Origin of the sequence: Acinetobacter wuhouensis (assembly GCF_001696605.3) — a bacterium.
Taxonomy (GTDB): domain Bacteria; phylum Pseudomonadota; class Gammaproteobacteria; order Pseudomonadales; family Moraxellaceae; genus Acinetobacter; species Acinetobacter wuhouensis.
The window spans coordinates 3,265,492-3,285,245 of the sequence record NZ_CP031716.1; the positions used below are offsets into that span (position 1 = coordinate 3,265,492).

The following is a 19,754-nucleotide window of genomic DNA, read 5'->3' on the forward strand; positions in this document are numbered from 1 at the left end:
ATATCAAGTCTAAACCTGATATAGCTGAATTTCCTTGTCATCAAAAGGTTCCAACACATCTAAATTTGAAGCCAAAATAGCATCATTCTCAGCATAACCTTCGATATAATCTAACTGCTTAAATTGTATATCATCCTGATTTCGGACAATCAAATGATTTAGAGGATATCCTTTAATCGGCTTCGCCTGTTTACGATATTTTAAATAGTCTTTTAACCATTTGTTTTCTCGACCTCCTTCATAATCAAAACCACTATTTAAGATTCGAATAATATCTTCAGCGATGCTTTTATCTTCACCATAGTTGAGAAAACGAATAATATCCCCTTCGATTTTCTGCATGGCACTTGCCGACTGGGACGTTGCCCTTGGATGAACATGCTGAATCACATTCATCCATTCACGGGTTGAAATGCAGGTTTTAAAAATATTAATTATGGCATTTTTTCGTGCTACAAAACGATTAACCTCGAGATCCAGATTATTAAGGCTAATTGTCATATCAAATAATGAAGCCGTAGGGGTCGACCAATGTGTCACCCCATAAATCAATATCCCCTTGCTTTCAGGTGAGGCTCTCACCAAACCTTCTAATCCATTCGGAGAGTTAACATTCATGGCAACTCTATATCTTTGCTGATCTGAAGATATACTATCAATCCATCTACCATACCCTTCGACTAAAAATTCAACTTGTTGAGTAAGGGGGTGATCATCACCAATGCAATAGGCCAATATTTGAGCCAATGTACTAAAAGCCAATTTATGTATATAAAGTAATTGCTTAAACGAAGCTTGCAATAGTTGGCTTCTGACAAACAGGGCAAAATGCATCATTTGTTTAAAATCCACTTCAAAATCAAGTGAACCTTTGGCACCAATTCCCCAACATAAATGCAAAGCAACACGAAATTTAAACTTACCTCCCTGAAGAAATATTTGGAATTTTCCTTCAAATCCACCACCAATACTTCCTCCTAAAGTAGGAGCTGCAGAGGCAATATTGACAAATTTAGGTGGACTCTCTGTTTTATCGTTATACCACTCCAAGGATGCCATAACTGTCACCCCCAATTGAGCACCAGCAAAGGCTTTTACTTCGGCAGCAACTTGGTTTTCAGTGGTCTTATCAAAGTCAGCATCTGTAGGTTCTAATCTACCACCAGAGTTAGCATTGGTTCGACTTGGCTTTCGAGTGGTAGGGTAAACAACTTGCGGAGCACCAACTCTCATCGGCAAATCCACTGATAAATTACCAGTCAAGCCAATATTAGCTCCTGAAAAACCGTGTAAGGTACATCCACGTATAAAACGTATTGTCCCTAATGCCATATCACCAATAGCTAGATTCCACCCATTCTCACTTGGGCAAAAGCTTCTCCATTCTTTTTGTTTTTCAAACAAAACGAATTTTGCAGAAAGATCACCTTTCGCCCGTATTGACACACCTTTATTTGTGGCATGTATAGAAGCTTCTCCACCATTTCCAGCAACCAATCTCATCCACTGAGACTCAACACTGACATTGGTACCATTACTGTTTTGATATTGTTTCGCAAGTTCGCCACCTATTCCCCCAATCATGTCATAAATTGCTTTTTCATCACTACCAAATTTCTTTTTATATATTTCTAAACTTAACTTATCCTTTAATTCCTCGAAACTTTTATTCAGTTCCTTTAAATCAATTTCGATATCTCCATCTTCCTTATGGTTTCTTGATTTTATTGCACCTCCTTTAATTTTAACTTTCATTTCACTATTTAAGCGTTTGGATTTTAACTGATCATATTCTTTAGCAGTTAAATATTTCCTTAACAAATTTTTCTGTCCAGTTTTTGTATCACCAGTAGTTTCTAACACTAAAACTTCGCGTAAATCTGCCTTATCAGAAAACTTTTCGTTTATCTTTTCTACTGCTTTTTTCTGATTTATATTTAATCTTTTCTCGATTTCCTCAATTTCCTCTGGAGTTCTAGCGATATACTTCATTTTTTCATCTAACTCATATTTAGTTCGATGAACATTTTTGATTGATTCTTCCAAATCTCTTGTAATTTTTTCAAATGTATTAAAAACTTTGATCCTAGACAGTATCGTGGACAATCGATCCCTCTAAATTCTTGAAATATTTCTGTTCAAAGGCTTCTGGACTTAACCAGCCGTTTGCAGAATGCCTTCTGACCCGATTGTAATAAATCTCAATATAATCAAACAAGACCGCATTCGCCTCTTTTCGAGTCGAAAACACACTGCCATGTACCACATGACCTTTTAATGTATGAAAGAAGCTTTCAGTCACTGCATTATCCCAACAGTTTCCACGTCTAGACATACTCTGAGTACAATCATTTTTCAGTAACAGCGCTCTAAAATCACGACTACAGTACTGTGAGCCTTGGTCCGAATGAACCATAACACCAGTTGGATAACCCTGACGAGCCATTGCATAGTTAAACGTATCACACACCAACTGGCGGTCTATTCGATGGCTGGTTTGCCACCCCACGATACGACGGCTAAATAAATCTAGCATCACACATAAATACAACCAACCTTCTTTAGTGCGGATATAGGTAATGTCTGTTGTCCAGACTTTATTAGGCTGAGTAACTGTAAATTGGCGATCCAACAAGTTGGGTGCTGTAGGCAAACGATGGGTTGAATCAGTCGTATGCTTGTATTTACGCGCAATCCTGCTACGTAAACCAAGCTTTTTTAGCATCCTTCCAATAGTACGTTCGCTCATGTTGTAACCTAAATCATGCATGTCATGTACTAATGAAGGTGCACCCAATCGTGCATGATGCTGCCAATATACGGCTTTTAAGTCATTATATTTCTGTGCCGTATTGGCTTGACGTTTTCGCCAGGCATAATAGCCTGAAGTGCTGACACCTAGGTATTTACAGGCAGAAGATACGGTGACTTCATTCATATCTAGATCTTGAATTACCGTGTACTTTTCTTGGCATGATCTGTTAGAAAGTACACATGCGCTTTTTTTAAGATGTCATTGGCTTCCTTGAGCTGTTTGACTTCTTTCTCTAATTCCACGATCCGCTGTTGTTCTGGTGAAAGTTGACGTTTGCTTGAACCTGCCGGATTGGTTTCACGAATCCATTTATCTAATGTTGAATAACCCACACCTAATTTCTGGGCGATTGCAGCTACAGACTCGTGTGAGTTTGAAAGTGCATAATCAATCGCTTGCTGTTTAAATTCGGGACTAAAACGTTTAGCCATTTCTTGAATCTCCAAAGATTAAAGTTACGTTATCTTTAGAGGGACGTGCTGTCCATTATTTTGTCTAGGATCACTTCTTGTGGCAGGATAAGCAATTCATCAGTGTGCGGATTTACAATAATTGGTAATTTTTGTGCTTTACCTAAACCCAAAGTTTTATTCGGATCAGGAGCTGTTCCTCCCATAGATACACCTATTTTAATTTGTTGAATTTGTTTATCATCTACGCAAACTACAGGTGAAAAAAAATCGCCAAATATATCACTACTACCAATTTTATATTTCACTTGATTTTCTTTATAAGTAAATGCAACTCCTGTTAAACCATTTTTCTCAACACTTTTAGGCATATTATTTAATATCGGCTCTTTATTATTTTTCTCAAAAATTTGATATTTTAAATAACTAATAGGTTTACCTTGACCATCAATAAACTGATAGACAGAATATGATTTAAAATACAAAATACTCTGCTTAAGAGTTAGTTTTATTGTACATTTTTTCTTATAGTCATTATATGACTCACCTAAATCTTTAAGAGCTTTCTCTGCTCCTTCCAACCAAGGATCTCGTAGACTATTTTTAATTAAATTTTTATCGATTTTTATAGGTATTTTGCTTTTGGGAAAATCGATAGATTTTATCTCTTTATTAGAAATCTTAGAAGTAGACTTTAGAATATTTAACGAATAAGTTTTTATTTGGGCAACATGTTTCTTAGCAAGCTCCTTCTTAACATTGTATTGCTGTTCCGTAGGGAATTTTAGGTTTTCAGATAATTTTTTATCATCTATTGTTATTATATTTTCACCTTTTGACAAAAGCGGTGGCATCCATTCTTTTTTATTCAAGAATGGTGTTTTATAGCCTTCAACCAAAATTCTAAGTTGACTACTCGAATCAACAGAAATTTTTTGAGTTTGCCCTCTCTCATCTGTAAAGTCAGCAATCTCTTTTACTACTTTATTGTTTTGTAAAATATAAACCTTATATTTTATTTTTTTCAATGCATCGCCTCTTTGTCGACTAAATTGAAAAAAACACTCTTTAATATAATACTTATCCATTTTTCACCTATTAATTTTGTATAATTTTATATTTCGATCCATTTTTATCAGAAATATGAATTCCTATTTGCTCTGGTCCTTCAGTTTGAAATCTTTCAGTTTTACCATTTGCATCTGTCTTACCAATTTTTTGAGTACCATCTTTACTAAATGCTACATATTCTATATTTTTTGCAGGGTTGCCTTTCTCATCAACTATTTCAAATGTTAAATAACATGGTGACAAATTTAATTTTAAAGGAGGTATCTCAACCTTGGCTCCGCCCGTAAACTTCTGCTACCCTGACTTCACCTCAAACAAACCACCAGTTGTTGGAAATATTCCTGAACCATTGAGCTTCACTTGAGAACCACCAGCAGTCAGATTAATTTCTTTAGGACTGGTGATATACACTGTATCCTCAGTTGAAATAATTTGAATACCTTTTCTTGCAATCAAATCTGCCCCATCACCCTGTGCTTGAATCTCAACTTTGCCTTTCCCTGCAAAAAGTCGTGCACCTTCTTGCGCTGCAAATAAACTAATCTTAGAACTTGCATGACCAATCAAAGATTTCTGCGTAGAGATATTGATACTTTCACCAGCACTATGACTGATCTGCTTATCCGCTGATATATGGATATCTTCATTGCTTGCTAATGCGATTGAATTCGGTGCTGCAAGTACCATAACTGCAGATTTAAATGCGTCTGCCTTTTTCGGATCTTCTTTGGCTAGGTTGTCGATAAAACCTTTTATATCCTCTAGCACTTCAAGCGGATCAGTCTGCTGATTCTTGGCAACTTCACTTAAAGCTTTTGAGTTGTTGAGGGAGTTTTCAAGTTGTTGTTTGGCTTCTTTGGCATCAAGATGTGTGCCTGTTGCTTGATCTTGTTTGTATGTACTTAGGAGTAAGCCTTGCCCTGCACGTACTGCTCCCCATTGGTCTGTTCTCAGTTCAAAGCCTTCTCCTCGTCCATCACTGGTGTCTTTGTCTTTAGGATGACTCAGGTTGCCTAGGTTGAGTTGGCTTGCTCCATGGCTGTTTTGCAGTTGGCTGCTGATTTGTCCTGTAGTGTCATCAAAGCGCAGTTGTCCAAAGCCTTCGCCTTGGTATTCTTTGGAACGGATGCCTGCGAGTTTTTTGGTGTCTGGGAGTTGTCCTTTGTTGTCGAACTTAGTCGGACTGCGTTGGGCTTCGTGGATTCGTCCGACGACAAATGGTCGGTCGATGTTGCCATCAAAGAAGTCGATTACAACAATTTCACCGATACGGGGTAGGAATCTTGCTCCGTAGCCTTCGCCTGCCCATGGAGTAAGGACATCTACCCATGCTGAGTCGGTATCGTTGTCGTTTGTGCCCGCACCACCATCGTGTCCATGATCTTCTGTTCGAGTGAAGAGGAATCTGACTTTAATACGCCCCCATTCATCGACATGGATTTCTTCTCCACTCGGTCCTACTACTTTGGCACGTTGTGGATGGGTTGTTGGGCGGTGTTGGAGTGGATTGTATTCGGGTACGGTGGTGATGTTGCGTCGTTGTACTGTTAGGCTATTGGCTTGACGTTCTGCTGTTGTGTTGTCTGTGCTATTTGTATTTTGAGTTGTGCTTTGTTGGGTATGTTTCGGTACCCAATTGCTTTCTTGTAGCAGTTTGTTGATCTGTTCTGTTAGATCTTTGGGTAGGTTGTTTTGGTTGTAGTAGTTTTTTTCGGTGATCAGAAATTCTTGATCTGAGCCACTGTGTTGGTCGATCTCTGGGTGTTCGGTGAATTTGAACCAGTAGCCGACTTGTGCATCGCGTACGGTTGAGTTGGCAATAAATTGTTTGGATTGGCTGTTGTAGTAGTCACTGAGGTTTTGATTCAGTTTTTCAATTTGGCTGTTGTTGGATGCTGTAGCTTGGTCTTCACCATTGAGGTCTTGCATCCATGCAGGGCTGATATGCCATGCTTGTTCTAAGCCTAAACTTGCATTGTCTTGGTTGTTGCTGTGTTGGTGTTTGCTTTGGACACTACCTGCGCCTTCTTCTTGTTCAAGTACATCGGCTTGCCAGCGTTGGACGTGGACGGCTGTGGGTTGGATACTGCGTTGTCCAATGAAACTGGTGATGCTGTCTTGTTTTTCTGTAGCACTGCTTCGGTGGTAACGAATGTTTCTTCGATCTAGGGCTTTGTATTGGCTATTGTCATCAATTAAGCGAAGTTTCTGTGCTTGGATTTGTGTTGCACTGTTTGGGACTTGGAGTTGTGCTTCGTCAATGAGCCAGTTGATGCCTTCACTGCGCATCAAGCGAGTTAGAAAGTCATAATCGCTTTCATTGCTTTGCATGATGAATGGACGAATGTCGTAGTCTTGTTTGAGTCCGCTTTTATCTAAACTTAAACTTGATGCGAATAAAGGGCTTTTGTCTTGCCATTCTTTAAAGATGGTTTCGATGACTTCAACTGCCGATTTATTCATAAACACACGACTATTACGGCGTTTATTCCATAGTGAAGTTGCATCTTGAAGTTTGAGTTTGTAAATCGTTAGTGAACCATCACTTTGTCCTTGGGCTGCTTCGGTGATGATTCCTGTAGTACGGAACAGTTGTCCTGCATCGGTGACTTGATCAATTGCAACTTGTGTACCAATGAATTGTTTCAGAGGAATCGTTGCAGATGTTGATAGGCAAATCAGTTCAGCAGACACGCCTTGGTTCAACGCGTGTTGTCCGTCGATGCGTTGTAAGTAGACTTGTTGGTTTAAGTCTGTATTTGTAAATTGGATATGAATGGCACGTTTTTGGGCGGTTAAACCCAATTGTTCTAGTGCCGAAAATATAGTGGCGAACATAATGATATTCTTATAATTAATTTAATCTTAAAATTAACCAATATTTAATCAAATTTAACGACAAAAAACTACAAATGATACAATTTAACTAATAAATAAAAAATCAGCACCAAAGTGCTGATTTTAAAATAAATTCAATGCTTTATTTTTAAATTGAGTAAAAAATTACTCGGCATCCATCATTGATGTGCTCATACCTACAGTATTAAAGCCTGCATCAACATAAAGAATTTCACCTGTAATCCCATTCGCCCAAGGTGAGCAAAGGAACAATGCAGCATTACCTACATCTTCAATCGTCACATTACGTTTTAATGGTGCAATTTTTTCATTGGCATCTAACATTTTACGGAAAGATTTAATGCCTGAAGCTGCCAAAGTACGGATTGGGCCTGCTGAGATTGCATTAACACGAATACCTTCGGCACCAAGGCTAGAGGCCAAATAACGCACACCCGCTTCCAAAGATGCTTTTGCCATACCCATCACATTGTAGTTCGGCATCACAGACTCAGAACCTTGATAAGTTAGGGTCAATAAGCAACCTTGGCGAGCCAATAACAAAGGTTTTGCAGCACGTGCCATCGCAACAAAGCTATAAGCACTAATATCATGTGCAACTTTAAAGCCTTCACGATCAGTTACATCAGTAAAGTCACCGTCAAGGGTATTTGCAGGTGCAAATCCGATCGAGTGAACCACACCATCTAAACCATCCCAATGTTTTGCAAGTTCAGCAAAAGCATTGTCAATGTCTGCATCGACAGCAACATCACAAGGAAAAACTAAAGTTGAGCCGAATTGTTCAGCAAACTCATCTACACGTTTTTTAAGTTTGTCATTTGGATATGTAAATGCAAGCTCTGCACCCTCACGGTGAAGTGCTTGAGCGATACCAAATGCAATTGATAATTTACTCGCAATACCTGCAATTAAAAAACGCTTACCTGCCAATAGTCCTTGTGCCATGAAATTCTCACTTGATCAATTTTGTAAGCATAATGCCAAGAGTTGACACAGAACTAAATTGCATAATGCATCTTTTTTTAAAAGATTACCAAAAACATAAAAAAACGCGCTATATCAAGCGCGTTTTATTTTGGTCAATAACAATATAAAAATTAGTCATCACCAGAAATTAAACTGAATAAACGTAGGAATGAATAATACATCCAGACCAATGTTGCGAGTAATGCGATACCACATAACCATTCGTATGATTTAGGGGCGCGTTGTGCTGCTGCCGATTCGATTAAATCAAAGTCTAAGATCAAGTTTAATGAAGCAATCACAGCAACAAAAGCAGCAAAACCAATGCCTAACCAAGAGCTTTCAAATAGACCTGGAATGCTGCTTCCAAATGCTAAACGCATGATGATCTGCACAACAAATACCAAAGCAATCGCAATTGAAGCAGAGATCACGATCGATTTAAATTTTTCAGTTGCACGAATAATTTGGAACTTATATAAAGCAAACAAAACCAGTGTCGTCACAAATGTTGCCAATAAAGCTTGTAAAGGTACGCCTGGAAATTTCATCTGAAAAATAACAGAAACACCACCTAAAAATGCACCCTCAAAAAATGCATAAGGAATCGCTAAAACACGAGCTGTATTCGGTTTAAACGTGGTAATCAAACCTAGAATTAGACCACCCACTGCACCGACAATAGCAGATGCAACAGCAATTCCTGCATTTAAGGTGAACATACAATAAAAGAAAATACCTAAACCAAGTACTGCTGCAATCACAGTCAATAAAACTGACTTTTGAATTGCACCTTGAATCGTCATTGGTTGTTCATAATCCGCATAGGTTTCCGCACGGCTTAAAATCGGGTTATTACTTTGCATAAGCGATCTCTTTGTAATAATTCAAATATATAAAAGGATATTAAAACGTTTTATATGCAAACAAATGTACTGCTTGCTATTTTTTGTAACGAGTTGTCGTAAATGATACGCACTCAGTATAACTGAAAATTCCAGAATACAAAGTGAATAAAAAAGAGGCAATAAATGCCTCTGATTTAACTTTACGATTTAAACCATCATTACTGTAGATTTAGTCTTGATTCGCAATGAAAAAATATTGACGATAATATTTCAATTCTGCAATCGAATCACGAATATCATCCATTGCCAAATGTGATGCGTTCTTTTTCAAACCACCCATAATTTCAGGTCTCCAGCGTTTCGCCAACTCTTTAACAGAAGACACATCTAAATTACGATAATGGAAGAATTGTTCAAGCTCTGGCATTAAGCGATGCATAAAACGACGGTCTTGGCAGATCGAATTCCCACACATTGGTGAAGACTTCGCATTTACCCATTTCTTTAAGAATTCTAAAGTCTGTTGTTCCGCATCTTGAGCTGTCAATTTACTACGGCGAACACGTTCAATTAAACCCGACTGACCATGTTGTTTGGTATTCCACTCATCCATTGCGTTCAGAATAATATCTGATTGATGCACAGCCAGCACAGGCCCTTCCGCCAAGATGTTGAGATTATCATCGGTCACAATTGTTGCGATTTCAATGATCTTATCATTATCGGTATCCAACCCTGTCATCTCAAGGTCGATCCAAATCAAGCGGGTATCTGGAGTGCTGCTCATATCGTGCAATCTTATTGGGCTAATAAAACAAGAATAGTAGCAAATTTCTTGCAACTTCGCTGTAATTCATTCGCCCATCATGGTATTTTTGCGTTCTAATTTTCAAGGTTTTTAGGATATGAATGGCTTTAATTCGTAAACGTCGTTTAACTGAACAGCAGCAACGTCGCATTCAGAAACAACATCAAACACGTCAAGAAGACCTCGATACCTCCAATGACCTTGAAGGTCTAGTTGTTCAACATTATGGACGACAACTCGAAGTACAAGCCCTTTCTACGCCTAGCCCACATCCGCAAAAGCCGATTGTCAATAACGGCGAACCTGAACCGTTTTGGAAGCCTATCGAGCTCAATAGCGTTTGGCGCTGTCATACCCGTACCAATTTAGAACTTTTGGTCACAGGTGATCGCGTCAAATGGCAAGCTGATCCCAATACGGGTTTAGGCATTATCACTGCGATTCAACCAAGAAATTCATTGCTGACACGCCCAGATCGTTATCATAAAGTTAAGCCTGTGGCTGCCAATATCAGTTTAATTGTCATTGTATTTGCACCACTTCCAGAACCTGCACCGACATTGATCGACCGCTATTTAGTGGCATGTGCAGATGCAGATATTCCAGTTTTATTGGTCTTAAACAAATCAGACTTGCTCAAAGAAAATGATCCAATTCTAGATATGCTCAAAGAATATCAAGACTTAGGCTATGAAGTGTTAATCACTCAATCTGAGGGCGATATCAGTGAGCTTGAAAAGCGACTAGACAATGAAACAGTTGCATTTGTTGGACAGTCTGGTGTTGGTAAAAGCACCTTGATTAATATCATTGTTCCTGACGCAGCACAAAAGACCAATATTATTTCTGAAAACTCTGCACTCGGACAACATACCACCACCTCAACCCGTTTAATTCGTTTTGGTGAAAATGGTGCATTGATTGATTCACCAGGAATCCGAGAGTTTGGTCTGTGGCATTTAGATTTAGAAAAAATTGATGCAGGATTCCCAGAAATTTCAAACTTAATTGGACATTGCCAATATCGCAACTGCACCCATACTCATGAAAAGCAATGTGCAATAAAAAAAGCCGTGCAAGAAGGTGAAATATTGGGCAGACGACATGAAAGTTATTTACGATTAATTGAAGAAATAACTGAGGCACAACAAAAAAATTAAATTTCTTTGTTGCTGACCTTGAAGCGGTGATTTTGATCACCATATATATACGCTATACTCGACGCAATTTTTGATTGTAATTAGGTGACTTGTGGAACGTTGGTTTGAGTTTATGGGGAATCACCCCTTCTTATTTGGTATTTTAGGGGCACTGATTATTTTGTTCTTTATTTTTGAAGGGCAACGTAGTGGTCGTAAAATTTCACCACAATCACTCGGTATTTTAGTAAAAGCTAAAAATGCGATGTTAATTGATTTGCGTGATGCTAAAGACTTCCGTGAAGGGCATGTCAGTGGTAGCCGTAATATTCCATATAGTCAAATTGCAACGCATATTGAAGAGTTAAAAGCTGCGGATCGTCCGTTGGTGTTCATCTGTAACTTGGGTCAAGTTGCAGGAAGTGCCTTACAACAAGTCGGTCATGCAGACAGCTATCGTTTAGATGGTGGTATTAGTAACTGGAAAGCCCAAGGCTTACCATTGGTTAAAGCTAAAAAATAAGCTATAGGAGCTCAACATGACTGCTGAAGTAAAAGTTTATTCAACAACTTTCTGCCCTTACTGTGTACGTGCAAAGTCTTTACTTGAGCGTAAAGGTGTAACTTTTTCTGAAATCAATCTTGATCAGGAAGCACCAGAAGTTAAGCTTGAGCTCATGCAAAAAACCAAGCACCGTACCGTGCCACAAATTTTTATTAATAATGAATTTATCGGTGGTTTTGACCAGCTTTATGCTTTAGAAAAAGCAGGCAAGCTCGATGAATTACTTGCATAATGAATTGTTTTACAAATCACTTCTGAGAATTTAAGGAATAAAGAATGAGTGAAGAACAACAAGCTCAACCACAATTAGCTTTAGAACGTATTTATACAAAAGATATTTCTTTTGAAGTGCCTGGGGCTCAAGTTTTTACCAAAGAATGGCAACCTGAACTCAACATCAATTTGTCTTCTGCTGCTGAAAAAATTGATGAAACACACTTTGAAGTATCTTTAAAAGTTGTGGTTCAAGCGAATAATGCGGGTGATACTGCATTTATCGTCGATGTAACTCAATCTGGTATTTTCTTGATTGATGGTATCGAAGAAGACCGTCTTCCTTATATCTTAGGCGCTTACTGCCCGAATATTTTGTTCCCATTCTTACGTGAAGCGGTGAATGATCTTGTGACTAAAGGCAGCTTCCCACAATTACTTCTTACTCCAATCAACTTTGATGCCGAGTTCGAAGCAAATATGGAACGTGCTCAAGCCGCTGCTGCTGAAGGTCAAGCTTAATTCTATTGGATTAAGTTTTGATTCAAAAGACCGCTTTATGCGGTCTTTTTTTGCTTTGAAATAATTGTTCTAAACGTCAGATTAATCCGTGATGTCTTCACTTTCTTCGTCGGTGGTAAACGGTGTAACCAAAAGCTTTGGGTACAATCTTTCATGACCAATAAACTGCCATGTTCCAATAAAACTTCAACTTTTTCTTGCGTATTCTTATGCTTAAATAAAAATCTTCGTTCCGTACCAAAACTCAACGAAGCGATCGCTCCATTCTTTTTTAAATCTGTTTCACCATCACTGTGCCATGCCATCCCTTCTTCACCAGAATGATAAAGATTCAATAAACAAGAATTGAACGTTTCCCCTGTGTTAACTTCAATCAACTGCTTTAATGCCAATAACTCACTCGTCCATGGCAATGCATGTTTTTCCGTTCCAGAATAACGATAAGAAAAATCCTGTTCTCCATACCAAGCCACTTTCCGCTTCGTTACAATCATTTTTCCAAAAATAACTGCACGATCATGTTGCCACTCTATAGTTTGCAATAACTGATTGAAATAATGGTTTGCAGTTTCATGATCTAATATTTTGCCAAAATAATTCACTGTTCCATCTTGAGACAATAAATTTTTATTGATACGCATTTCAGTGTTTTCTAAATCAAAGCCGATCTGCTCTGAAATTCTTTTAGACTGGCTCATGACTGTGCCCTGCTTCCCAACCGATCATTGCTGTTTTTCGAACTTTTCCCCAATGATATTCACCTAGCACACCCGTTGCTTGAATCACACGATGGCAAGGAATTAAAAAAGCCACAGGATTTGAACCAATGGCTGTACCCACTGCGCGAGAGGCTTTTGGGGCAACTATCTGTTTGGCAATTTCCCCATAAGATGACAACTGCCCCATTGGAATTTTCAGTAAGCATTCCCAAACTTTAAGCTGAAAATCTGTGCCTTTCAGGTGTAATTTAATTTGTGGTAAATCTACATTCTCCAATGAAAATATGGAGAGCGCATTTTCTTGTAACTCATCTGATTGCCAAATAAATTGAGCTTTTGGAAATTGTTCAACTAATTCATTTAATGCCTCTATATCAGCTTCAATAAAAGACATTTTACAAATGCCTGTTGAGGTTGAAGCAATTAAAACTCTGCCAAATCGAGTATCTGTACACTGATAATTAATTTTAAGATTTTCCCCACCATTTTTATATTCAGTAGGCGTCATGCCTTCAATTTGTACAAATAATTCATGTAAGCGACTGGTACTGGATAGCCCAGTTTCAAAGGTCGCATCAAATACACTACGATCTTGTTTTAGAATATTTTTAGCATGCGTCAAACTGATATATTGCAAAAATTTCTTCGGGCTAGTTCCCGCCCATTCCGTGAATAAGCGTTGAAAATGCGCGGGACTTAAATGCAAATGCTCGGCAACCTCATCTAAATTCGGCTGATCTTTAAAATTGTTTTGAATATATTCAATGGCTTTAGTAATACGTTCAAACTGAATCTGTGCTTGCATCATATTTCCCTCATCTTCTTGTTTTAACTTAGCAGTAACATCGAAAAGAAAAAATCCGAATCATGTGCAGTTTGAATATTTTTATGTTTTAGCCTTAAAAAATAAAAACCGCTAGTAATCCAACTAGCGGTTTTTGAATTATCACAGGCAAGAATTGATATCAATTAATGATAAATTTTATGCCCTTGATCACGAATCTCTGCAATTTTCTTGCCTTCCATTTTGGCATGATCTAAATGCCCTGCTTTTACCACAGCCTGTGTTTTGTCAATTTGAGCAATCAATTGATCATATAACTGTGTTGAAGTTGGTGCTTTGGCATCACCCCGACCTTTCAACTTCACTTTTTTTGCATCCGTTGCAGCAGCACGCATATTATCGAGTGCTTTATTGGCTTCTGCAGCATTATTGGTTTGGTTAAACGCTTTATAATTTTTTCCAAGCGTTTTCATATTGTCTTCTAAACTTGCAGCAAAACTCATTGAACTGATTGCAACAGTTGAAACAAGCATCATCGTGGCTAACGCTTTTTTGATCATTTTGATCTTCCTTAAAACTTTGGCTATTTGAATGATTATCCATTTTTAAGATTAAACATAATTTAAAAGTTCAAAAAACACCAATAAAAAATGCAACGGATTCGTTGCATTTTTATATCTAAAATTCAGTACTAAACAGGCTCTATTTCATTGTGCAAAGCATCATGAATCGCTTCCACCAATTGCTGTGCGATTTCTTGCTTAGAGGCTTTTTCAAGATCACGTTTTTCCATTTGATACTGCTCTGCGAAGAACACAATCATGGCATTTTCATCAGAAGCAAATCCAATGTCTGCACGGGACACATCATTACACGCAATCATATCCAGTTTTTTCGCAACTAATTTCCCAGCTGCGTATTCTTCTACGTTACGTGTTTCTGCTGCAAACCCCACCATAAATGGGCGCTTTTCTTGCTTGGCAATGGTTGCGACAATATCAGGGTTTTTAATCAAAGAAACATTCAGCTCATCGCCTGCTTTCTTGATTTTATGTTCAGCCACTTCTGCCACACGATAATCAGCCACCGCTGCTGTTGCGATAAATACATCACAACCTTCTTCGAGTTGATGCAAACTTTCATCTAACATTTTAATAGCAGAAGAAACATTAATTCGTTTAACACCATTTGGGGTATCTAGGCTCACTGGACCTGCCAATAGAGTCACTTTTGCCCCTGCGCTATAACATGCTGCGGCAATCGCAAAGCCCATTTTCCCAGTACTGTGGTTAGAAATATAACGTACAGGGTCAATTGCTTCTCGTGTAGGTCCAGCGGTAATCACCACACGCTTGCCTGCCAATAAACCAAACTTTTCAGCAATCGCACGTTGCGCTTGATGGAAATAATCTTTGACTTGTTCTGCCAAATCTTCAGGTTCAGGCATACGTCCCAAACCAACATCACCACATGCTTGTGAACCTGATTCAGGCAAGATCACATGCACACCATCTTCAACCAAAGTATTTAAATTGCGCTGAGTTGGTTTTGCCGCCCACATTTGTTGATTCATTGCTGGTGCAACCCAGACAGGTGCTTTGGTGGCTAAGTATATGGTGCTGAGTAAATCATCCGCCAAACCTGCGGCAAACTTGGCAATCGTGTCACAACTTGCAGGCGCAACCAGAATCAAATCCGCCCATCGTGCTAACTCAATATGCCCCATACCTGCTTCCGCTTCTGGGTCTAATAATTCAGTATGCACAGGATTGCCAGATAAGGCTTGAAAGGTTAATGGCGTAATAAATGCTTGAGCGCCTTTGGTCATGACCACGCGTACGTTAAAGCCATAATCCTTTAAACGGCGTACTAGAATGGCACTTTTATAGGCAGCGATACCACCAGTAACAGCGAGAATAATGTTTTTATTAGAAAATACACTGAGATCGAAACTCACGATCAAGTCACCTTTCTGTTGCAGTGGCGCTCACAATAGCATTAAATAGAGCATCTCCCAAGCAGTTCAGAGGAGAAATATGAAAAGTAAAATAATTTTAAAATGTGAACAATAATGAATAATTCCACAACATCCTTGCCTCATCAGTCCATTAAACAATGGCCAGAACAAGAACGCCCGAGAGAACGCTTACTCTTACAAGGTGCGCACAGTTTATCCGACGCAGAACTATTGGCTATTTTTCTACGCTCAGGCTCTAAGCAACACTCTGCGGTGGAGTTGTCACGTTTATTGATCCAACACTTTGGCAATTTAAATGCAGTCTTTGATTCATCTTTAGAAGATTTAAGACAATTTCATGGCATTGGAGATACCAAATATTCACAACTCATGGCAGTGAAAGAACTTGGTCGACGTTATCTAAAACATCAGTTAGATCAAGGTTTAGATCTCAGCCGTTCTGATTTAATTCGTGATTATTTACGTTATGAATTGCTCGGTGAAGCACAAGAAGTTTTTGCTGTACTTTGCTTAGACAGTCAGTTACGCAAAATCAGTTTTAAGAAATTATTTTTTGGTTCCATCAATTATTGCAATATTTCCATTAACCAATTATTGCGTTATGCCATTCAAAATCATGCCACCTTTATTGTGATCGCACATAATCACCCTAAAGGTTTTGCCAAACCTTCACGTGAAGATTACGATTTAACTCAACAAATTTTGACTGCATGTCAACTGCTTGAAATAGAATTATTGGATCATATTATTATTGCTTCTGAGCAAAGTTATTCGTTTGCTGAACATGCGCTTATCAAATCTAAGGCTTTCCCTGCGAATACTGTTGACAAGTGCCCATGAAGCAGTGAAGATCACTTAAAAAATATAGATACAAATGCAATGATTGTTCGTGAACAAAACGACACCCTAAAACTGTTATTTTCTTGGCGTGGAACGATTTTACCCAAGGTTTTACCCCCGCTCGGCTTTGTGATGCTGATTTCAGCAATTGTCGGTGGTATTGAATATACTGACATTTACCGTTTTCCGGAACTTCCACTTGTCGGCTTCACCCTGATCGGTGTAGTGCTGTCGATCTTTTTGGGTTTTAAAAATACCGCCTGTTATGACCGTTGGTGGGAGGCTCGTAAGCTCTGGGGCATGCTCATTGCCAATGCACGACACTTTGACCGTGACTGTCGTATCTTTCCGCAAGGTCGTCGTGAGCGAATCATTCAACATGTCATTGTCTATGCCAATGTGTTACGTGATCGCTTAAGACATCAAACCATGAATCCTGATGCGCTTGTACAAACCAGTGGCATGAGCCAACAGGCTTTAACACAGCTGTACCAACAGAATAATGCACCACAATACACGCTCAGTTTGATTCAATGGGAACTGATGCAAGCACTGAAAGAAGGTGAAATTTCCGATATTATTTATACGCAGTTAAATGAGCATGTCAATGAACTCAGCCTTGTTCAAACGGGTTGTGATCGTATTGCAACAACGCCACTGCCTTTTGCGTATTCAGTATTACTCAACCGTACAGTGTATTTCTTCTGCTTTATGTTGCCATTTAGCTTAGGTTCTTTATTGGGTTTAGCGACACCACTTTTAGTCGGAATTTTGGCTTATACTTTTTTAGGTTTAGATGCACTGAGTTCAGAAATCGAAGAACCTTTTGGCACACAAAGTAATGACTTACCGCTTGATTCGATGGTACGTATGATTGAAATTGAATTGCTAGGAACGCTCGGAAAACCAACCCCGCCACCAATTCAAGCACATGATAATAATTTGTTGTAGTCAAACCATTATCTGAGTCTGCAATAAGGAATCATTGTGAAATATGTTGTGATTTTTAAAGCCAAAGTAAAACAGCTAGATCCTGAATATTTTCAAACAGCGCAACGTTTACGTGATAAAGCCTTAAGCCAATTTAATTGTAAACAGTTTGAATCTATCGCTGAAAATGGTTTTGAAATCGCACTGTCTTATTGGGACTCACTTGAAGATATTCAGGCTTGGCATAAAGATGCAGAACACCAAGCAGCACAAGGCATCGGTAAAGAAAAATGGTATGAAAGTTTTAGTGTTGAAATCTGTGAAGTTTTAAGACGTTATCCTTAATAATTGACTCAATTAGATTGATGAATGAATCATTATTCATCAATCAACGCACTTCAAACTCAGCTTCCGCAGGATCAAAGCGCCAAGTTCGAATAATACGAAGTTCTGAAATATCCTTCATTTTCGCATCAAAGCGCCCAAACGGCGCACCCTTACGGACTGAGTTCTTGGCTGCTTCATCCAAGATTGAATGCCCTGAGCTTTCTACCAGACGGATTGCTCGTATTCCACCTTCATTATTTAAAATCACCATCAAACGAACCTCACCAGAAAGGCGTTGTTGCTTCGCAAGATCAGGATAATAACGGTTGCCATACATTTCGACTTTTTCACGAAACTTATCTAAATAACCAGCTGAAGCATCTTGTTTGGCTTGTATACCATCGAGGGTTTTAATTTTCTGTTGCTTACTAAAATTTTGTTGTTTCTGTAAATATTGCGCCTCTAAGCTTGCCACCATTGCAGCCTTAGCTTGCATTTGGCTTTGCAACTCTTCCATGGCTTTTTTACGATCATTTTGTTCGGCTTGTTTCTGCCAACTTAAAACCGTCATCAATACTTTTTCTTCAAAGTTTAATTCACGCTTTTGTTGCATTTGTTCCAAAGCTTGCAACTGCTGATCCCCAGCACTTTGATCTTCTGCTTGAGCAGGCATATCGCTCGACATACGATGCTCTTTACGGAATGTACCTGAACCCTGCTGATCTTCTTGAGCGAGAAAGTCCGCATCTTTGACTTTGTCTTCACTTGGTCGAATTGAGATCGCGATTTCTTTGGTCGCAGCATCATTTTGTTGAGGCATGCCAAATTGGATCGATAAAAAAAGCAGATGCGTAATGACTGCAACTGAGACGGCACCGATAAATAATGGATCTTGCCACCAATAGTCTGAATGCTTGGTATCTGCATATAATTTTTTTATCATGACATTTATCCGACAAAATTCCCCAACCGCCAAATTTAAAACGCATTAAAATAAGCTTAATCTGACATTATTCAGCAACTTTGCGACTGAATGAGTGTAAATAACGACGTAATTTTAAAACACTAAAAATGGTGCAATGTTTTTTGTTAAACTGCAATCCTTAGACTTAATTTTTTTAATGATCGACAAGTTTATCACCTTAAAATGTTGATGATTTGGGACAATACTTATGCCGACGCTGCTTTCTAACATTGCTAAACGTATTCGACAAGTATACCAAAAAGCCGAAGGTTTTATAGAAGAAGAACGCGAGTTTCCAGTTTCTCAAGTATTTTTAAATGCAACCTTTCAGCGCTATGTCACAGACAACGTAAAAATTTTAGAAGACTTACACGCTGACCTACATGATGATTGGTTAAGACTTTATGCGACACTGAATGTAAAAGGCATGCATCTGGTACTTTCTGTAGATCTAAAATTGATTCAAATGGAACTCAATAAAGATATGCAACTGATCGTATTTGAACAAATCAGTAATACCCAAGTGATTGAAGCCCAATATCCAAGCTGGCTCTATAAAATTGGGGTTAAATCGGCGCTATTTTTCTATCAGAAAATATTAAAAAAAGATCCACTCGGTATGATCTTAGAGAAATTTGAAGTCGTCACAGTTAAAGATGAATTACTTCATTTAGACCTGAATCGCTGGTTAGGCAAAAACCGCTCTATCATCGATGCCTTAAATAAAGTTCATGTCAATCATGCTGAGTTACGAGAAGCTGAATTGGTGGTGATTGGCAATGTCAATCTCACTGCGCTCTTTAGTAAATTCCGTGAAGATCGTTTTGATGATTGGGAAGATGATGACGACTATATCGATAGCGAAGTCACACCGATCAAACAAAAGAATGATGATTAACTGATGTTACGCAGTAACATCAAAATCACAAATTGCATCTCGATAAAAAATAGATACGCGATAACGTCATCCGCAACGTGTTTGAGGCAGGACTA

The 19,754-nt window shown here is 38.5% G+C and carries 21 protein-coding genes; 8 read left to right on the forward strand and 13 right to left on the reverse strand.

All coding sequences use genetic code 11. The annotated features are described in order from the left end of the window. Positions 1-9 precede the first annotated feature (9 nt). The 8 genes from BEN71_RS16190 to orn all read right to left on the reverse strand — a co-directional run bounded on the left by BEN71_RS16190 (position 10) and on the right by orn (position 9,759). Positions 10-2,106 carry a hypothetical protein gene (locus BEN71_RS16190; RefSeq protein ID WP_068973250.1) on the reverse strand — a complete coding sequence of 699 codons (2,097 nt, stop codon included), beginning with the start codon at positions 2,104-2,106 and terminating at the stop codon, positions 10-12. Further along, positions 2,087-3,246, reverse strand: a protein-coding gene (locus tag BEN71_RS16195; RefSeq protein ID WP_117276768.1) for an IS3 family transposase whose coding sequence is annotated in 2 segments (ribosomal slippage) — positions 2,087-3,012 and positions 3,012-3,246 — 1,161 coding nt in all. Because the reading frame shifts where the segments join, the coding sequence is not laid out codon by codon here. Before BEN71_RS16195 ends, BEN71_RS16190 begins: the two co-directional genes overlap by 20 nt. A 35-nt stretch (positions 3,247-3,281) precedes the next feature. Continuing rightward, positions 3,282-4,313: a hypothetical protein gene (locus tag BEN71_RS16200; protein ID WP_068976003.1), complete on the reverse strand. Its 1,032-nt coding sequence runs from the start codon at positions 4,311-4,313 to the stop codon at positions 3,282-3,284. 10 nt (positions 4,314-4,323) lie between these two features. Further along, positions 4,324-4,539 (reverse strand): hypothetical protein, encoded by a 216-nt coding sequence (locus BEN71_RS16205; RefSeq protein ID WP_100249711.1) that lies wholly within the window; start codon positions 4,537-4,539, stop codon positions 4,324-4,326. A gap of 51 nt (positions 4,540-4,590) precedes the next feature. After that, a complete protein-coding gene (locus tag BEN71_RS16210; RefSeq protein WP_171405001.1) occupies positions 4,591-7,134 on the reverse strand; it encodes a type VI secretion system Vgr family protein in 2,544 nt (847 codons plus the stop codon). 165 nt (positions 7,135-7,299) lie between these two features. Further along, positions 7,300-8,103, reverse strand: a complete 804-nt coding sequence (locus BEN71_RS16215; RefSeq protein ID WP_068973634.1) for an enoyl-ACP reductase FabI — start codon at positions 8,101-8,103, stop codon at positions 7,300-7,302. A gap of 152 nt (positions 8,104-8,255) precedes the next feature. After that, entirely contained in the window at positions 8,256-8,990 is a 735-nt protein-coding gene (locus tag BEN71_RS16220) for a Bax inhibitor-1/YccA family protein (RefSeq protein ID WP_068973633.1), read from the reverse strand. 211 nt (positions 8,991-9,201) lie between these two features. Then, the gene (gene orn / locus BEN71_RS16225; RefSeq protein WP_068973632.1) at positions 9,202-9,759 is read right to left on the reverse strand and encodes an oligoribonuclease; all 558 of its coding nucleotides are present in this window, start codon (positions 9,757-9,759) and stop codon (positions 9,202-9,204) included. A 122-nt stretch (positions 9,760-9,881) separates the two neighbouring features. Between orn and rsgA the strand changes: the two genes are divergently transcribed. The 4 genes from rsgA (at position 9,882) to secB (ending at position 12,219) form a co-directional block, all read left to right on the forward strand. Beyond that, positions 9,882-10,940 (forward strand): ribosome small subunit-dependent GTPase A, encoded by a 1,059-nt coding sequence (rsgA, locus tag BEN71_RS16230; protein WP_068973631.1) that lies wholly within the window; start codon positions 9,882-9,884, stop codon positions 10,938-10,940. Between the two features lie 91 nt (positions 10,941-11,031). Then, complete coding sequence (locus tag BEN71_RS16235; RefSeq protein ID WP_068973630.1) at positions 11,032-11,442, forward strand: rhodanese-like domain-containing protein; 411 nt, start codon at positions 11,032-11,034, stop codon at positions 11,440-11,442. A gap of 16 nt (positions 11,443-11,458) precedes the next feature. Continuing rightward, positions 11,459-11,716 (forward strand): glutaredoxin 3, encoded by a 258-nt coding sequence (grxC, locus tag BEN71_RS16240; RefSeq protein WP_068973629.1) that lies wholly within the window; start codon positions 11,459-11,461, stop codon positions 11,714-11,716. Positions 11,717-11,760: 44 nt separating this feature from the next. Continuing rightward, the gene (gene secB / locus BEN71_RS16245; protein WP_068973628.1) at positions 11,761-12,219 is read left to right on the forward strand and encodes a protein-export chaperone SecB; all 459 of its coding nucleotides are present in this window, start codon (positions 11,761-11,763) and stop codon (positions 12,217-12,219) included. A 35-nt stretch (positions 12,220-12,254) separates the two neighbouring features. Here the strand turns inward: secB and BEN71_RS16250 are convergent, their stop codons facing one another. The 4 genes from BEN71_RS16250 to coaBC form a co-directional block, all read right to left on the reverse strand. Continuing rightward, positions 12,255-12,860, reverse strand: coding sequence for an alpha-ketoglutarate-dependent dioxygenase AlkB family protein (locus tag BEN71_RS16250; RefSeq protein ID WP_068973643.1), 606 nt, complete (start codon positions 12,858-12,860; stop codon positions 12,255-12,257). Between the two features lie 43 nt (positions 12,861-12,903). Then, entirely contained in the window at positions 12,904-13,743 is an 840-nt protein-coding gene (locus tag BEN71_RS16255; RefSeq protein WP_068973642.1) for a bifunctional transcriptional activator/DNA repair enzyme AdaA, read from the reverse strand. A gap of 164 nt (positions 13,744-13,907) precedes the next feature. Continuing rightward, positions 13,908-14,282 (reverse strand): cytochrome b562, encoded by a 375-nt coding sequence (locus tag BEN71_RS16260; RefSeq protein ID WP_068973627.1) that lies wholly within the window; start codon positions 14,280-14,282, stop codon positions 13,908-13,910. 131 nt (positions 14,283-14,413) lie between these two features. Then, entirely contained in the window at positions 14,414-15,679 is a 1,266-nt protein-coding gene (gene coaBC, locus BEN71_RS16265; protein ID WP_068973626.1) for a bifunctional phosphopantothenoylcysteine decarboxylase/phosphopantothenate--cysteine ligase CoaBC, read from the reverse strand. 114 nt (positions 15,680-15,793) lie between these two features. Here coaBC and radC point away from each other — a divergent pair, with 114 nt between their 5' ends. From radC to BEN71_RS16280, 3 genes are read left to right on the forward strand one after another with little or no spacing between them, the layout of a single operon-like run. Continuing rightward, positions 15,794-16,540 (forward strand): RadC family protein, encoded by a 747-nt coding sequence (radC, locus tag BEN71_RS16270; protein WP_068973625.1) that lies wholly within the window; start codon positions 15,794-15,796, stop codon positions 16,538-16,540. A 39-nt stretch (positions 16,541-16,579) separates the two neighbouring features. Next, on the forward strand, positions 16,580-17,491 hold the full coding sequence (locus BEN71_RS16275) for a bestrophin family protein (RefSeq protein WP_068973624.1): 912 nt from the start codon (positions 16,580-16,582) through the stop codon (positions 17,489-17,491). A gap of 36 nt (positions 17,492-17,527) precedes the next feature. Next, on the forward strand, positions 17,528-17,815 hold the full coding sequence (locus BEN71_RS16280) for an antibiotic biosynthesis monooxygenase family protein (protein WP_068973623.1): 288 nt from the start codon (positions 17,528-17,530) through the stop codon (positions 17,813-17,815). Positions 17,816-17,858: 43 nt separating this feature from the next. Here the strand turns inward: BEN71_RS16280 and BEN71_RS16285 are convergent, their stop codons facing one another. Further along, on the reverse strand, positions 17,859-18,740 hold the full coding sequence (locus BEN71_RS16285; RefSeq protein ID WP_068973622.1) for an energy transducer TonB: 882 nt from the start codon (positions 18,738-18,740) through the stop codon (positions 17,859-17,861). Positions 18,741-18,969: 229 nt separating this feature from the next. Here BEN71_RS16285 and BEN71_RS16290 point away from each other — a divergent pair, with 229 nt between their 5' ends. Beyond that, positions 18,970-19,659 (forward strand): hypothetical protein, encoded by a 690-nt coding sequence (locus BEN71_RS16290; RefSeq protein ID WP_068973621.1) that lies wholly within the window; start codon positions 18,970-18,972, stop codon positions 19,657-19,659. The last annotated feature ends 95 nt before the right edge of the window (positions 19,660-19,754 follow it).

Bases quoted from the DNA above. Each gene is read 5' to 3' on its own strand.
- BEN71_RS16200 (WP_068976003.1), bottom strand. From the start codon at position 4,313: ATGGATAAGTATTATATTAAAGAGTGTTTTTTTCAATTTAGTCGACAA.
- BEN71_RS16220 (WP_068973633.1), bottom strand. From the start codon at position 8,990: ATGCAAAGTAATAACCCGATTTTAAGCCGTGCGGAAACCTATGCGGAT.
- BEN71_RS16255 (WP_068973642.1), bottom strand. From the start codon at position 13,743: ATGCAAGCACAGATTCAGTTTGAACGTATTACTAAAGCCATTGAATAT.
- orn (WP_068973632.1), bottom strand. From the start codon at position 9,759: ATGAGCAGCACTCCAGATACCCGCTTGATTTGGATCGACCTTGAGATG.
- grxC (WP_068973629.1), top strand. From the start codon at position 11,459: ATGACTGCTGAAGTAAAAGTTTATTCAACAACTTTCTGCCCTTACTGT.
- BEN71_RS16285 (WP_068973622.1), bottom strand. From the start codon at position 18,740: ATGATAAAAAAATTATATGCAGATACCAAGCATTCAGACTATTGGTGG.
- BEN71_RS16215 (WP_068973634.1), bottom strand. From the start codon at position 8,103: ATGGCACAAGGACTATTGGCAGGTAAGCGTTTTTTAATTGCAGGTATT.
- secB (WP_068973628.1), top strand. From the start codon at position 11,761: ATGAGTGAAGAACAACAAGCTCAACCACAATTAGCTTTAGAACGTATT.
- radC (WP_068973625.1), top strand. From the start codon at position 15,794: ATGAATAATTCCACAACATCCTTGCCTCATCAGTCCATTAAACAATGG.
- BEN71_RS16210 (WP_171405001.1), bottom strand. From the start codon at position 7,134: ATGTTCGCCACTATATTTTCGGCACTAGAACAATTGGGTTTAACCGCC.
- BEN71_RS16290 (WP_068973621.1), top strand. From the start codon at position 18,970: ATGCCGACGCTGCTTTCTAACATTGCTAAACGTATTCGACAAGTATAC.
- BEN71_RS16260 (WP_068973627.1), bottom strand. From the start codon at position 14,282: ATGATCAAAAAAGCGTTAGCCACGATGATGCTTGTTTCAACTGTTGCA.
- BEN71_RS16275 (WP_068973624.1), top strand. From the start codon at position 16,580: ATGATTGTTCGTGAACAAAACGACACCCTAAAACTGTTATTTTCTTGG.
- BEN71_RS16250 (WP_068973643.1), bottom strand. From the start codon at position 12,860: ATGCGTATCAATAAAAATTTATTGTCTCAAGATGGAACAGTGAATTAT.
- rsgA (WP_068973631.1), top strand. From the start codon at position 9,882: ATGGCTTTAATTCGTAAACGTCGTTTAACTGAACAGCAGCAACGTCGC.